General features: G+C 47.7%; 15 protein-coding genes. 5 read left to right on the forward strand and 10 right to left on the reverse strand.

The window, feature by feature from the left end; genetic code table 11:
• Window positions 1-48: 48 nt before the first annotated feature.
• Window positions 49-300 (reverse strand): hypothetical protein, encoded by a 252-nt coding sequence (locus tag ACX9NY_RS17820; RefSeq protein ID WP_472474110.1) that lies wholly within the window; start codon window positions 298-300, stop codon window positions 49-51.
• A 277-nt stretch (window positions 301-577) separates the two neighbouring features.
• Here ACX9NY_RS17820 and ACX9NY_RS17825 point away from each other — a divergent pair, with 277 nt between their 5' ends.
• Entirely contained in the window at window positions 578-970 is a 393-nt protein-coding gene (locus ACX9NY_RS17825; RefSeq protein ID WP_472474112.1) for a RidA family protein, read from the forward strand.
• A gap of 158 nt (window positions 971-1128) precedes the next feature.
• Here ACX9NY_RS17825 and ACX9NY_RS17830 read toward each other — a convergent pair whose 3' ends face one another.
• Both ACX9NY_RS17830 and ACX9NY_RS17835 read right to left on the reverse strand, forming a co-directional pair.
• Complete coding sequence (locus ACX9NY_RS17830) at window positions 1129-1932, reverse strand: nucleotidyltransferase domain-containing protein (protein ID WP_472474114.1); 804 nt, start codon at window positions 1930-1932, stop codon at window positions 1129-1131.
• Window positions 1933-1957: 25 nt separating this feature from the next.
• A complete protein-coding gene (locus ACX9NY_RS17835) occupies window positions 1958-3451 on the reverse strand; it encodes a TROVE domain-containing protein (protein WP_472474116.1) in 1494 nt (497 codons plus the stop codon).
• 459 nt (window positions 3452-3910) lie between these two features.
• Here ACX9NY_RS17835 and ACX9NY_RS17840 point away from each other — a divergent pair, with 459 nt between their 5' ends.
• The gene (locus ACX9NY_RS17840) at window positions 3911-5266 is read left to right on the forward strand and encodes a helix-turn-helix transcriptional regulator (protein WP_472474118.1); all 1356 of its coding nucleotides are present in this window, start codon (window positions 3911-3913) and stop codon (window positions 5264-5266) included.
• Window positions 5214-6098 carry a WYL domain-containing protein gene (locus tag ACX9NY_RS17845; protein ID WP_472474120.1) on the forward strand — a complete coding sequence of 295 codons (885 nt, stop codon included), beginning with the start codon at window positions 5214-5216 and terminating at the stop codon, window positions 6096-6098. Before ACX9NY_RS17840 ends, ACX9NY_RS17845 begins: the two co-directional genes overlap by 53 nt.
• Window positions 6099-6202: 104 nt before the next feature.
• On the opposite strand, the gene ACX9NY_RS17850 is transcribed toward ACX9NY_RS17845, so the two are convergent.
• From ACX9NY_RS17850 to ACX9NY_RS17875, 6 genes are all read right to left on the reverse strand, one after another.
• Window positions 6203-6652 (reverse strand): LURP-one-related/scramblase family protein, encoded by a 450-nt coding sequence (locus tag ACX9NY_RS17850; RefSeq protein WP_472474122.1) that lies wholly within the window; start codon window positions 6650-6652, stop codon window positions 6203-6205.
• 409 nt (window positions 6653-7061) lie between these two features.
• The gene (locus ACX9NY_RS17855; protein ID WP_339259226.1) at window positions 7062-7802 is read right to left on the reverse strand and encodes a hypothetical protein; all 741 of its coding nucleotides are present in this window, start codon (window positions 7800-7802) and stop codon (window positions 7062-7064) included.
• A complete protein-coding gene (locus ACX9NY_RS17860) occupies window positions 7799-8497 on the reverse strand; it encodes an ABC transporter ATP-binding protein (RefSeq protein ID WP_339259224.1) in 699 nt (232 codons plus the stop codon). Before ACX9NY_RS17860 ends, ACX9NY_RS17855 begins: the two co-directional genes overlap by 4 nt.
• Entirely contained in the window at window positions 8490-8876 is a 387-nt protein-coding gene (locus ACX9NY_RS17865; RefSeq protein ID WP_076331852.1) for a GntR family transcriptional regulator, read from the reverse strand. Before ACX9NY_RS17865 ends, ACX9NY_RS17860 begins: the two co-directional genes overlap by 8 nt.
• 220 nt (window positions 8877-9096) lie before the next feature.
• Window positions 9097-9963: an aldo/keto reductase gene (locus tag ACX9NY_RS17870; RefSeq protein ID WP_472474125.1), complete on the reverse strand. Its 867-nt coding sequence runs from the start codon at window positions 9961-9963 to the stop codon at window positions 9097-9099.
• 44 nt (window positions 9964-10007) lie between these two features.
• Window positions 10008-10565 (reverse strand): STM3941 family protein, encoded by a 558-nt coding sequence (locus ACX9NY_RS17875; protein ID WP_342572053.1) that lies wholly within the window; start codon window positions 10563-10565, stop codon window positions 10008-10010.
• Window positions 10566-10958: 393 nt separating this feature from the next.
• On the opposite strand from ACX9NY_RS17875, the gene ACX9NY_RS17880 reads away from it, so the two are divergent.
• Window positions 10959-12968, forward strand: a complete 2010-nt coding sequence (locus tag ACX9NY_RS17880) for a S9 family peptidase (protein ID WP_472474127.1) — start codon at window positions 10959-10961, stop codon at window positions 12966-12968.
• A 183-nt stretch (window positions 12969-13151) separates the two neighbouring features.
• Here ACX9NY_RS17880 and ACX9NY_RS17885 read toward each other — a convergent pair whose 3' ends face one another.
• Window positions 13152-13841 (reverse strand): stalk domain-containing protein, encoded by a 690-nt coding sequence (locus ACX9NY_RS17885; RefSeq protein WP_472474129.1) that lies wholly within the window; start codon window positions 13839-13841, stop codon window positions 13152-13154.
• A gap of 411 nt (window positions 13842-14252) precedes the next feature.
• Here ACX9NY_RS17885 and ACX9NY_RS17890 point away from each other — a divergent pair, with 411 nt between their 5' ends.
• Complete coding sequence (locus ACX9NY_RS17890) at window positions 14253-15443, forward strand: MalY/PatB family protein (RefSeq protein ID WP_472474131.1); 1191 nt, start codon at window positions 14253-14255, stop codon at window positions 15441-15443.
• The last annotated feature ends 117 nt before the right edge of the window (window positions 15444-15560 follow it).

The raw sequence follows: 15560 nt of genomic DNA on the forward strand, positions 1-15560 counted from the left end.
AACTCTCACTGCCTGCTCAGCCTACTTGTCATGCAGCCTGCCATAGGACTATGTTTCAAACGTCGTTCGTTCCGGGAACTTGCCGCCTTCCCTGAATAAACATCGTACCAGTCGCTGCGCGGCTCGGTTAAAGAAAAAGCTTGGACTCACCCCATCCACTTGGACAGGTTCCAGTTCTCTCACACTTTCCTTGATCTTATTCATCTCAATGAGCCCCATCTTACGCTCATTCGGTCCGAATCGATAAATAACCTTCTCCTCGTCCTCCGTCTGTTTCACCAGCAGAATTACGGATGCCATACAGGTTACCCCCTATCGTTACGTTATGAGATTCCATCAATCACTTGCCTACTCTAATTATTACCCAGATTCTAGGGGAAGGATATAGGACTTAAGTTAGTTATATCTAAATTAAATATCCTGATATAAAGATTTCCCAAAATGAGTCGTTAGGCTCACAAAACACCGTGTTAATACTATCCTTTTGGATAGTCACTGTCATGAAAGTGCGTACTGCCCAAGTTGTTTTTCTCCGTTTATACTAGGGCATATCTTGAATTACAAAGGAGAAAAACATATGACTACAACTCAAATTTACAGCCACGGTGTCCCGTGGGAAGAAGCATTCAGCGTGGCTCAGGGATACAGCGTTAACGGTATGATCTACATTGCAGGGCAATTTTCGCATGATATGCAGGGGACGTTTATTGGTGTGGATGATATTGAAGCACAGGTTCGCCAGACACTGGATAACCTGGATCGCGTACTCGCAGGGTTCAGCGTGACCAAGTCGAACATTGCTGAACTGGAGATTTTCTTGGTTCATCCTCAAGAGCATCTTGAGCCATGTGTTGCCGTGTACAAAGAGTACATTGGTACGCATCGTCCAGCAGTTACGATGGTCGGGACATCGGGTCTGGCTTTCCCTCATCAACTGGTTGAGATTCGCGCGGTTGCACATACCAACTGATCCGGCTCACCTCATACGTCCCTGCTCAAGATACGACGTGCGATGAGAATCGCCTCAAAATAAATGCATGTATAACTACAATAGAAGAAGCAGGTTAGGATTAGATCCCAACCTGCTTCTGTATGATTTCTTATTTTTATTCTTTCACTTTCTCTCTCTTATTCCCCTTCACCCCACACCTCTTGCAATGCCAAACGAAAAATCCGATCCAATTCTTCCAATTGAATGATTTGCTCATTATCCATCTGTCCGGCCAGTTGTTCAAAATGCTCGATCTTCTCCGCCAAAAAAGTCTGTATTGCCGGCAACTGCGACTCCAGATCCAGTTCCTCGCCCGCCTTTTTACGGCGTAGCAATTCAAGAATCTCCGTATACAGCGGTGTATTCGCAGGTATAAGTTCTTGCACCAGCTCTTCGAATGCCATCGGTGGCATCGCATCATAACGTTCGATCCAGCCACAAGCGAGTAAGGGACGCAGCACATAGAAATACTTTTTGATCTTCACATGCTCACCTTGTAAATAATTCCGGAAATTGCCCTTCGCCATATTCAGATAATGATACATGCAGGACTTGGGCGAGAAGGTCAACGGTGAAAGTGCACGGATATGCTGTGCCACGTTGGATTGTTCATCATACTGGATGGGGGATTGCAACCACTCCAACAGGGGCGGATTTGATTTGCGAAACAGCTTCAACGCCTTGCGCAGATCCCAACCATTGATATCGAGCTGATCACTGATCGGGCGTTCAATAACATCCCTTCGATCCTCAATCGACAAGTACCATTCCAGCGGTCTCACATACAGAAAACGCACATCATAATCACTATCCTGGGAAGGAAATCCCCACGCCCGGCTGCCCGATTCACAGGCATAGATGATTCGTACCTTCTCCTCCTGTTCAATCTGCTTGAGCTGTTGTCTGATCGTATCTTTCATTTCTTCATGAACATAGGTCATGATCAGTCTCCTCCAAATTCCCACATTAAATATCTATCGCTCTAACCCGGTCCGCGAGTGTATCATATCCGGCCACAGTCTCGGCAATATACGTCAATACCGTTTCACTCCAACCATAGATGTAAAAGGTTTTGCCATCTCGTGGCGGTACCATTGCCTGCTGATAAGGTGCTATATCCACAATAAATGCCTTTAGCTCCGGATTCATCATCCGCCGGTATCGCTCAAGCTCGGCATATAACGGGCTGCCTTCATTCTGCTGTTCATCGGTAATCATAATGATCTGATCCACTTTCTCTCCGATATCCCGTAGTTCCCGCACGGGTCGCCCCGTGTCTGTTCCTCCTTGTGCGCGAATCCGATGAGCCTGGGAAAGAATGCTCTCATTCATCTTCGGCCGAGCATCCTCAACCAAATGGTCGAATAACCAGAACAGTGCGTTACCTCTCGTTTGTTTATAAAGTGCCAACGCCAGCACCGAACCAATGCGTAAATAATCCCCTTGCATGGAACCGGAACGATCCAGGAAAATAGCCGTTCTTCCCGGTAGCGTTGGCAGGTTGCCAATGGATAGCTCCACCGCTTGTCGCAAAGCATCCCGCAGCTCTTCCCTAGCAATCATTTCATACGCACTGGCGAATCGGAAAGGCAGTATTCGTGACTTACGTAGGGCCTCCACATCCGTTAGACGACGTGTAACGGCATCGATATTTTTTGCTTTCTCAAAAACCCCTGCCCGATCCATTGCGTTCAGATGACGCAGCAACGCAAAGGTCGGCATTTGTGACATTAACGCCTCCCACACCGTGCGTGTCGGTTGCATGATCGAGGTGACCACCGAGTACGGAAGTTTACCTTTCTCGATCAGATGCATCCGGCTTGCGGGGTTGGGCGTAGCTTTCAGTTCTTCCAGCGCTTGCAACTGTGGCAGTTCCGTAAGATCCACCTCATGCCCGCGCAAATAACGAAACAAGGCTCGCTGCTTCATATCTATCGGTTTGGGGTGTGCTGTAGCGATCATATCACCCAGACTGTATCCTCGCCCGCGTCCGTTGTATTTGATCGCCCAGTATTCATTGATCCCGTTCAAAAAGAGACTTACCTGACGCTTCACTGCTCGACCGCCCTGCCCTCGACCCATTCCTCTCAGAATGGTCAGAAAATCAGCCAAGTCAGCCGGTGTCTGTACGACTTGGGAGAACACCTTTGCAAACTGATCCGCGTCCACTTTGGACAATAGTGCCAGCCCATATATAGGCTGTAATCGCATCAAACCTTCATTACGAGCATAGACCAGTGCCCGCGCCATATACCCTGCATCGACCGCAGCCATCTCCTGATGACTGACTATCGCGTCATCCATCAGTTGCTGGGTATCTGCATAGAACGTATTGTTCAATGTATTGGTCATCAACATCTGTATATATTGTTCCTCCACCAATCGCTCATAGGCTCCGTAGCCCCCATGATTACGTGTCGTTGGCTGAGGTTGATTGAATAATTGTTTCGCTCTGCTCATCCCTCATGACCTCCCGGTGTGAGTCTAATTACTGTTCTTTCATAATAAAATGTTCCGAGGAAAAAGGTGGGAAGGTATAATACCCGCTCTACCGCTGAGCTACACCGCCATGGACGGCGGCGATTGGATTCGAACCAACGACCTGGTCGATTAACAGTCGAAGTAACCCTCCCTGGCGCCTCGGAACCTTGATCCACAGTGCTTGTTGCTGCCCCGCTTCACAACCTCATTATGCCTCACACATCTACACGCGAACATGGCGAAAGTATGACGACGACTGAATTTTTGCGATGGAGTCAACCTTTATAAGTTTAAAATGAAACCTGACACTCTTCCTGCTACAATAAAGGGATATCGCCAATGGGAAGTTCAAGAATGTTCCTATACCGCAGAATTGTTCTGCCAACATCGTCGTCCATTATATCCGCCTGACTCCAGGCCACCAAGGAGTGAATACTCATGGCTAAAGAGAGTTTTGACAAAGAAATTCAGTTCTTACGCATGTTATCCCTGACCAGTGGTGCATATACCCGCAAACAGTACGCCGAGCGGCTTGGCATATCCGTACATACCTTTGATAAAACCAATCGCAGGTTAAAAGAAATCATGCAGACCGTCGCTGATCAACGTTTAGGTGCCGAAGCAAGCCGGGAAATGGCAGACCTCGTGCGCTTCCAGTACGGAGAATCCGCAGAGCCCATGCTGCTCTTCCTCTTCCGCGCCAAGTCGATGAAAGAGACTGAAGTTCAGCGCCTTTCCTTCCTTTTGCATACCCTACAGAACACAGCCCTGACCGCAATGGAACTGCTGGACGCCTGCTGTGCTGATCTGCCGGAAGATCTGGCGTTACCTGACGAGAAAACCATTCGCTCTGATCTGAAATATCTGGAAGAGGTTGGCGTTATTCGAAAAGAGCCGGGTGGCAGACCGTATCGCTATGCTTTGGAGCAAGATGTCCTTACCGAATTAACCGTGGAGGAACAGCTGGAGTTGTATGATTTTGTGGATATAATGGCAAATACCCAGGTTCCTTCCGTACAGGGGTACTTATTGCGGGACAGTCTGAAGAAGGCTATTACCACAAGTTTTCCGCAAGAAGAAGCGACCGAACCCTATATCTACAAGTATCACTATTATTCTCGTATCCTGGACGAAGCTCATCTCTACACGCTGCTTAGTGCGATTCGTCAGCGCAAGCGTGTGCAGTTCCTATACTATTCACCGAAAAAACCATCCAGCTACAGTTCACAGAATACGAATCCACGCTTTGAGCGAGAAGCAGGTGGGCGATCCAACCGGATCGTGCCCCTTGAAGTGGTCTATGACCATCAGTATGGTCGTTGGTATGTCATTGGATTTCAGGGCCGCCGGGGCTTCGTGAAATTCCGCATGGAAGGCATAACCCAACTGGAGGAAGAGGATTCCGTAGAAGAGGAATACATGCTCGAGTTGAAGCAGCAGTGGACTGACATTAGTCGCTACAGTTGGCTGGTAGATACGGGAAATACCGTGACAGTTCAAGCTCGCTTTTTCCACCCGGAGCGTGGTCAGCGCAACTTCATTCTGGATCGTGTTCGTCTGCAAGGTCAATGGGGCAAGATCATACCCGAAACGGACCATACCTTTCTCTACGAAATCCAGGTTAACGGTACCACCGAGATCAAACCGTGGTTACGAAGTTTTGGCTCAAGCTGCGAAATCATCGCACCTCAGAGACTACGCCAGGAGATGATCCAGGAATGGAAGGAGATTGCGGAATATTATGAACCTGTTCGAGAAGATGTTCAATTACCAGATGATGACCCGACTGAATGAAACCGGACTGTTTACCTGGACCTCACAGGAACGGGCCTGGCTTCGCATGATGCTGAATCACCCTGCCGCAAGAGAAGCCCTGAGCGCTGTAACATTGGATAAAATGCACAACATGCTGAACGGTGAGCAGGATCTGAATCTTCAGGACTATCTGACCGAAAAAGCCAAAAGTGAGGAAAACAGTGTCTCTCATCCACTACTTAGACCGTTACGGCTAATCATTCTGCATCGCCAGGGCTTTCGACTGATTGGTCGCGTCCGTAATGGACGCACAAGCCAGGATGAATGGGGGTTCCCGCATAAACTGGAGTATTCCATGGTCAAAAAAGAATGGTACGTGCTCTGGTACGCGCCTCGCATCGACAGGCTCATGTCCACCAAGCTGCACAGCATCGTTACCGTGGAGGCCCAACCGGTGGAGCCGGATAGCGCTTCGGGTTACATTGCCCGAATTGCTGCCATTACGGAGAAGCGCAAAACGAAGATCACCATCGAGGTTCTGCCCAAGTTCAATCAGGAGCTGTCCCGAATCCTCTATGCTTTCTCCTGCTTCGAGAAACAGGTCGAGTACATGGAAGCCAAGCAGACGTATCGAATCGAGCTGACCATCCCGCGAAATGAGATGGATTATGTCTTATCCAAAATGCGTTTTCTCGGCAAACGGGTTCGAATCGCTGACCATCCAATGTTGCGGGAGCGAATGTCCGAGACTGCTGCGAAGGCATTGGCCCGTTATGCGGAAAAAGAGCCTGATAACCATGCCGAACACTCCAATGAAGCTCAGCACCGCCAACATGAGGAAAAACCGCTTGCAAAAGCCGATGGTCATTGATTACGTAAGAGTGGATTAACCCTAACCTTTTGCCCAAAAATAACCCCATATAAAAAAGGTCTGGATGATCTCATCCAGACCTTTTTACTGTTCATGAGCCTAAACTAGGTTCCGCCACTGCTGGCAGCTGAATTTCGTCTCTTGTTGATCGCATGCACACCCATGACGACTGCAATTAATTCATATGTGTCCAGTTGTTCAGACTGGTTATCCAATACAAATGCCCCTGAACTAAACCAGCCGCTGGTGCGACGGAAACTTGCCACGATGCGTCCACCACTTCCACTGACATCATATTCCTGCGAAAATGCGGGAGCAGACACATCGTATATACCGCGCGATCCTGCATCATACTCATACTTTTTGCTGAAGAAACTAAACCTCGCTCGCAATACGCCCAGATGTCTCCCATCGGCTGCAGTGATATCCCAACGATTGGTTAACATGCGGAATTTGCCGCTACAGACCAATCCCGAGTGATCGGATACATCGAGCGAAGAGCCAAAAACACTTTTCAAATCCAGATGTCCGGCCTGTTCCTGATTCGAATTCATAATTTCGGTGTAACCCGCATTAAAAAATTATCCCTGAAGTATAGCTCCATATTACGTTCTCCTTTCCCTTACATGGCCCCTTTCGTTCTCTTTAACCGGGTTTAGCAACCAATGAATACGCTAAAGAATATTTACACTCCACACTCCGATGACAGAACAACCTTCCGATCGCTGTTATCCCCAGATTTTTTTGATTCCTTCTATGAGGGGAAATCCGGTGATAAAGGAGAACGCTCCGCTTCTTCAGGTCCTTTCTGTCCTCTCCGTTTTGTGTAAATGTCTAGTTCTATTTATATAGAATTACGTGTGTTCTTCGGGATGCGATTCAAAAAGTGAAATCTCGGTATGACAAAACGAGCAACTCTCGTCGCCCGTGTCGTTTTATTCTAACCTGCTTATAGCGCGGTCCTTAGACTTCAACTTTTTTGTTGTTCAGGTAAATGGTAGCCCACACCAGAATGATCGCTACGATCACTTCGAATATAGTGCTTCCCCACATGCCATCCGACCATAATACGCCATTGGCTGTGATTGAAATCCCTGTACTATTTTCGGTGTAACGGAACATCTCATTTGGACTGAAGCGTCCTGTCATAATCATATTCTCCAACCAGCCAATCAGATTAACGAGGACCAAGAATGCAACGATTCCGATCCATGGTCCGGTTCTCCAACGGAAGCTGCCTGCAATCGAGATCGAAAGGAAGATGATCACGGTCATGAATACGATAACCCATGCGATAAACAGTAACAAACTAACATAATCCGATACATGCAGACCCGAAAGATCAATATGGGTAGCCATGTTCATTCTGAGCTTCATTGAAATATAAATGTAGGCATGGGTCGTAAATATAATGACTAATCCCAGCCCGCAAAGAGCTCCAAAGATCAAAGGAGACAACACATGCGATAGGCCTGTTACGGGTAAAAGACGGCGATTATAAGAGCGGATATTGGACGTGTATGTTTTGATCATTTTCACATAAATAGCCACACCTACTCCAACATAACCCATAATGCCAAGCACAACCCCTGTGACCTCAGACATGAAAAGGGATAGCGCCACTTGCGCAATAATCAAAATAACGAGCCCCGCCAGCAGTGTATTCCAGTTCCTTCTAAAGTCATACTTCAATAATGTCATCATTCCGCATAGACCTCCTTGAACATCTCATCCACACTTTTCCCATATTTCAGACGGAGCGTTTCCACTTCTTCCCGCATCACCAGTTGACCTTCACGAATGAAGACCACTTCATCAAAAATCCGTTCGATATCATTCACCAGATGTGTGGAGATAATCAGACTGCTGTCTTCATCATAGAATTTGACGATCGCATCCAGAATCTTGCCACGCGCAACCGGATCTACTCCGCCAATCGGTTCATCCAACAGATATAGACGAGCCTTGCGGGATAGCGCCAGTGTTAGTTGCAGTCGTTCATTCATCCCTTTGGATAGATGCCGCACCCGATCACTCTCCACAAGATTCATGAAATCTAGCATCTCCCGGGCTTTCTCCTCGTCAAAATCAGCATAGAAATCGCGGTAGTACGCAATCGCATCCCGCACTCTCATCCACTTCTCGGTTAATGGGCGATCCGGCATAAATGAAACCAATGACTTCGTATCCAGCCCAACAGGCTTACCTGTCACTTGAATCGTTCCGCTGGTAGGATGCAGCAAACCTGCAACCAGTTTCATGAGTGTGCTTTTGCCACTGCCATTACTACCCAGCAGGCCAACAATTCGGCCAGGAGCAATATCCAATGTAATATTACTGAGCGCTCTCTTATTGCCATAAGTCTTGTTAATCTGGTTCAGTTCAAGGATGTTACTCATGCGTTGTTCCTCCCTTTCCTTCCGCAACGGCATCGGCTACGATGGATAAAATATCCTGCTCTTCAATCCCCAGTTCCTGCATTCCGGTTAGAAAGCGTTCCAGCAACTCACTGGCCATCTCTTTTTTGATCGTCATAATCTTCCGCTCCTCACTTGTCACGTATCTGCCCAAGCCCCGTTTGGTTTCGACCACTTCTTCTCGCTCCAGTTCCTGAAATGTCCGTTGTACTGTATTGGGATTGATCTGTAATTCAGCCGCCAGTTCACGAACCGAAGGGATTTTGTCACCTGCCTGAAGTGTCCCGGTTACAATCTGTCTCTTGATGTACTGCATAATCTGCAGATATATTGGTAAGTTGTTATCAAATTCCATAGTCACAAAGCACTCGCTCCTCTCTGTACTGGTGTGTTAGTTACATAGTACACTAGTAATATAGTGTTGTAAAGCCCATTTGTCAAAATATATATTCGCTTCGTTGATGGACATGCTTCCGATTTCTGTGCACATACAAAAAAGAGCAGATCGTATAGATCTGCCCTGCATCGCTCAATATTCGTATTTTCACCTTACTCACATGCTTATCGTTCAAAGATACCATCTACACGATGTCTAAAGGTACCTTGCCTTTAGGTGCAGGGAAAGCCTCATCCAATCGGGTCCGTTCCTCTTGTGTCAAAACGATATTCACTGCTGCTGCATTGTCTGCCACATGATTCAGCTGTACCGCCTTGGGAATCGCCAGCACATCTCCGTCCCGGATCACCCAGGCTAATGCGATCTGAGAAGTCGTAACTCCTCGATCCTGCGCAATCTCCTGAATGACCGGATGCTCCAACAATTCACTCCGAAGTCTGCCCCCCTGAGCCAGTGGACAATATGCCATAACAGGAACGCTACGTTTCCGCATCCAGGGGAGCAAATCATGTTCAATACCACGCGAAGTTGCATTGTACAGTACCTGATTCACCATGCACAGAGAACCCTCTGGCAAACTCCATAATTCCTGCATATCCCTTGTGTCCAGATTCGAGACACCCCATCGCAGAATTTTACCGGACTGTTTCAATTGCTCCAAAGCCTGAACCGTCTCTTCGAGCGGTACACCTCCACGCCAGTGGAGCAAATACAGGTCCAGACGATCTGTTCCCAATCGCTTGAGAGAGCGCTCACAGGCCGTGATCATCTGCTTGCGATCTGCATGATGGGGATACACTTTCGATACGAGAAAGACTTCATCACGAAGGCCTGAGATAGCCTTTCCCGTAACAACTTCTGCCCCACCCTCTGCATACATCTCTGCCGTATCAATCACGGTCATTCCCAGTTCAATACCGGAACGCAATGCCCGTACTTCTTCTTCTTGGCTGGATTGCTTCTCTCCCATGTACCACGTGCCTTGTCCGATCGCGGGCAGGACAGTTCCATCTGGAAGCAGAATCGTGCGTGTCTGATCACCATGCATCATCTATATTCCTCCATTCTGAAGACTTTATGGACATTGTGACCTCTCTAACGATGACTATACGAATCATAAATCATGCCATCGCTTACATGTCTCCAGTGCCTCATCATCATGATATACAACTGATCCAGTGGCATGGTAAGGCTACTCTGGGCAACGCTGATGGTCGCATCGACCATATTGCTGTTGACCGTCATCAATTTGCGTTTCATCCCATTCTGACGATCCAGAAAGGCTTTCTCGTCCCGCAATTTAACCCCGATCATTTTCTGTCCCATCAATTCATACATAAAAATATTCTCAACGTCTTTCCAGGCCACTGCCCCTCCTGCGGTATAAGAAGATGCATCTACAAACCCATCCTCATTGATCACAAAAGAAGGTTCCTTCTTAATCATCTTTACCAGACTGTAGCAGAAACATAGCCCAAAAAACAAAATGGATAGTATTCCAATCACCCCCGAGAGGATGGAATCATTCGTAACTGAAGAACGATCAAAAATCAAAAAAAATCCGGCTGCCACAAAAAGTGCCGCCCCCGCCGTAAGCCACGCCATTCGTTTCCGGTTTGGATATTCTACATGCTGTTCATAGGATGTGCTCAACGTGACGTTCCTCCTTCATTACGACTGAATCTTACGCGTTCTATATAAACGAATGGCTATGAACCAAGTACTTAAATGTAGAACAGGAATTGCATTGTACATTAAACCAAATTCACCAATGTTAAACATTGAATTAAGACCATTTTTCGTCATTTCTGCGGTTATTCAACATTAGGATTCGTCATCTTTCGAGCAATTCCTTTAACACACTATATGAATTGAACTAAAGAATTTTTACATGGGTCACTCCGATGACAGAACAACCTTCCGATCGCTGTTATAAAAGTCTCCCCTCCCATCCTTGGTCATATTGTCCTGTCCCTTGCTTTCCGTTAATATAAATGGAAAGGTTAGGAAAATAACCAATTCTAATTCATGGTGGGAGGACAAACAATGATAAGTCAGCGCGGCATAACATCGGAAGATCTTTATCAGATTACATGGGTTAACGATCCAACTCCGTCTCCTCAAGGCGGACAACTGGTATATGTAAGCCGGAAAACGAATGAAGCACGTGACGGTTATTGTTCTCACCTGAGACTGCTGCATCTGGGGAGTCAGAAGGACAGGCCCTTTACCTCTGGAGAGAAGGATCATTCCCCTGCCTGGTCACCGGATGGGTCCCAACTTGCCTTTTTACGAGAGGTTGATGGGAAACCCCAAGTGTGGATTATCGCAACAGATGGCGGAGAAGCACAGCAGATCAGTCACCTGAAACATGGTGTCAGCTCCTTGCTCTGGTCACCCGATGGCCATACCCTACTTGTGAAATCATCCGTGGATATAAGCGGAGAAGACGAATCAAAACGTACCGATTCTAACGACGATGACCATAAACTGCCGCAAGAACATGTTGTGGACCGCATTCGCATGAAATCGGATGCTGGCGGATTGTGGGACGGAAAACGATCCCATCTCTTTGCTCTTGCACCCATTGATGCGGAAGCCATTCCTGTAACTACGGGTCACTATGACGTTGGAGACTACGTTTGGTCCCCGGACGGAACATCCATCGCATGGATTGCACAGATGCCCGAAGCAGGTGAGGAACACAACGATTACACCCTGACCAATCATGTATACCTTGCCAAGGCAGACGGTTCGGATGTGCAGCAGTTGACCCCGGAAGGATATACATTCAGCCGACTGACATTTGCACCGGATGGACAATCCCTGGCCCTGCTCGCCAGTGACCGTTCTTATGGAAATGCCACGCTTACGAAGCTATATACCCTTCCTATATCAGGTGGTGAACCTGTATGTCTAAGCACGGATTGGGACGTACAGCTGAATCACAGCATTGTTGGTGACATGCGATCACATCTGACAACCACGGGACCTGTATTCAGTCGGGATGGTTCATCCATCTTCTGTCTGGCAACCATTCACGGTAGTGTACGCATCGCCAAATTCGCACGAGACGGCAGCAGTGCCGAGTATATATTGCCTGACGAACGGGAGATTTATCAATTTGCCGAATTGGAAAACGGACAGATCATTGCCGCTGTTGCCGATACGCGAAGTCCTGGTGACCTCTATATATATGAACAGCCAGAAGATTCCGGTGTAGCACCAATTCAGATCACCCGCAGCAATCCACAGCTTGAGGATGAGATCCATCTTAGTGCACCAGAGACCTTCTGGTTCAATTCCTCGGATGGCCTGCGGCTGCAAGGGTGGATCATGAAACCTCGTGGCATGGTCGACGGGGTCAAAATCCCGACTATTCTTGAGATTCATGGCGGCCCGCACATGATGTATGGTTTTACTTTTATGCACGAATTTCAGATTCTCGCCGCACAAGGCTACGCTGTTATATACATCAATCCACGCGGAGGGCTCGGATACGGGCAGCAGTTTGTAGATGCCTGTCGTGGCGATTACGGCGGTGGCGACTATCGCGATCTTATGGAAAGCGTAGATTATGCCCTGTCCCAGTATGAGTTTATCGATGAGTCCAGACTGGGCGTAACCGGTGGCAGTTATGGAGGCTTCATGACCAATTGGATTGTTGGGCACACCGACCGCTTCAAGGCTGCTGTTACTCAACGTTCCATCTCCAACTGGTTATCTTTCTACGGCGTCAGTGACATTGGCTATTTCTTCACGGAAGATCAGATTGGCGGCAACGCGTGGGATGACACGGAAAAACTGTGGAAACATTCCCCGCTCGCTTATGTCGGCAACGTGAGTACTCCGCTGCTCATTTTGCATGGTGAACAGGATCTGCGGTGTCCGATTGAACAGGCCGAGCAATTATTCATTGCGTTGAAACGCCGCAAGCAGACGACTCGTCTCGTTCGTTTCCCAGGGGCCAACCACGAATTGTCTCGCGGAGGTCATCCCCACTTGAGGGTACGCCGTCTGGAGCATATTGCCGGTTGGTTTAACGAGTACCTGTAACGGACTGTCAGTTCCATGCATAGAACCAGATATGAATTAAACATAAAAGCCGCCCGCAGAAATCTGTTTCGATTTCAACGGGCGGCTTTTGGCGTTACCTTTTGAATAATAGAAGAATACGGATCACTATACTTTGAACGACTCAAGCAGGGTAGTATGAGGACATGTGGTTATAATCGTCGCTTACTCTTCGCCCCACACCACGGTGATTTCATTCAGATCCTTGTTGGTTGCAGACACAGAACCCGTAATCGTTACGGCATATTTACCATCTTCACGACCCACGATGCTGAAGCCGTCTTCCTGTATATCCTGAGTATTCTGAGTCAAGTTTTTGGTCTGATAGTAGTCTTTGTAGGAGGTTCCAACGGTTAGCAACGTTTCTTTTGTTGTGTACGTGAGCACCACTTTTTTGTTGCCATCCATGATGTTCTCAACGAGACTTGTCGCCTTCGCATCCTTCGGTAAAGGGAAATCTGCTGGCAGATACTTGGACTTCACACCTGAAGCCTGAGTGTTAGTACCTGTTGAGGGGGAGGTTGATCCGCTGTTACCTGTGGATGTCGACCCACCGGAGGAACTTGAGGAGCCGATGCTTACTTTATTGTTCTGGGAATCATACTTTACTTCGGTTTTCAACGCATCCGCAATCGAACGAACGGGGAGATAGGTACTTCCCTGGTATGTAATTGGCGCAAGTTTCTTGCCCTGGTCACCTGTCGGTGTGAATTTCTGCCCGTTCACTTCGATGGCGAGCCCATGGTTCAGATAAGCTTTGATCGTCTCCAGTTGTGTACCTGCATATACGCCTGCCGAACCGGTCAACACCATGCCGAATACACTTGCAGTAATCAACCACTTTTTGCTTTTCATCTCTAAAACGCCTCCTGAGTTCAAATGTAAGTCTTTGGCATAATACGATCCAAGGCGATCGCTCGATTTACGCAAAAGACTCATGTCGTTATGCTCATCATGTATGGGTACGAGCTTATTCGGATAACAGCCATTTGTCCCATCAAATGTTAGCAATATAATAGCATCTGACAAGAGCTTGTAAACGATAAATGAACAAAACAGGACCAAGGGCGTACAAAAATAGTCTTTGTCGTATTCCTGCTGTTCTCTGACTCGTTAAGTTGTTCTTATATGAATAAAGTCCTGAATTCCAGACCATACCTATGAAGCTAATCATACACGCACAACAGTTGCGAAATGAACCAATGTATTAGATAATGATATGTCGAATTGTGGTCGAAGGAACGGAACTCAAGGGGGATTTATACGATGAACAATAAAAGTACATTTGATCAGTCTATTAACCGGGTCTCTACCGGATCGGAGAAGTGGGATGCACTTGAGGATATCTTCGGCGTCGCTGATGCGCTTCCGATGTGGGTGGCTGATATGGATTTCGCTGCTCCACCGTCCGTAATCCAGGCCCTGCAAACACGGATGGAGCACGGAATTTTCGGTTATACAGTGCGGACCGAGGCGTATCATGCAGCCGTTGCAGATTGGATGCAGCGGCGCCACAACTGGAAAATTAACGATGACTGGATCGTATTCACGCCAGGTATTGTGCCTGCACTCAGCATTGCTGTACAACGATTCACTGATCCGGGAGATGCAGTGGTCATCCAGACTCCGGTGTATGCTCCCTTCTACGAGGTCGTACGTGGTCAAGGCCGTGAACTGATTACCAATCCTTTGGTAGAGAATAAGGGTCATTACACGATGGATCTGGAACAATTGGAATCCAGCTTGCAGACCGGTCGGGTCAAAATGCTAATTCTGTGCAGTCCACATAATCCGGTTGGACGTGTATGGACTAGGGAGGAGCTTGAAGGCCTTACGTCGTTATGTCTGCAATACAACGTACTGATCGTTTCGGATGAAATTCACGCCGATCTTGTTCACCAACGCGGAGCTCATACACCGCTCACCCTGATCTCGGACGCCGTCTCTGATCTAAGTATCATCTGTACGGCTCCAAGCAAAACGTTCAACATTCCCGGCCTCTGCACGTCCAACATCATCATCCCCAATGCCAAGTTACGGGAATCTTTCGCGCAGGGTGTAAGAACGATGGGACTTGCCGGTATCAGCACACTGGGGGCTGTTGCGACCGAAGCTGCTTACAATGATGCAGAGGAATGGCTGGAGGAGTGCCTGGTATATATCCGCGGAAATATGGAGTATGTACAGCAATATGTTGCAGAACATATGCCAGAGATCAAAATGCATCTGCCCGAAGCAACCTATCTGTTATGGATGGATTTTCGGGAGCTGAATATCCCACATGCACAACTATGCAATATGCTGCTTCACGAAGCAGGACTTGCCTTCAATGACGGGAGCTCCTTTGGAACCGAGGGTACAGGGTTCATGCGTATTAATGTAGCCTGTCCGCGTTCCACGGTGGAAGAGGCGATGCGCAGATTATCTGTGTTGCTCAGCAACTTGTCGGACAAATAAGCTGACAGTTAACTCTATGCACGTTGCGAACAGAACGTATGCTGATCGATAAGACGAATATCTGTAAAATGGAACAAGGGGTGCCCCATAGTCAAGTCCATGACTCACATTCATGGT

Source organism: Paenibacillus sp. CB74, assembly GCF_055687625.1.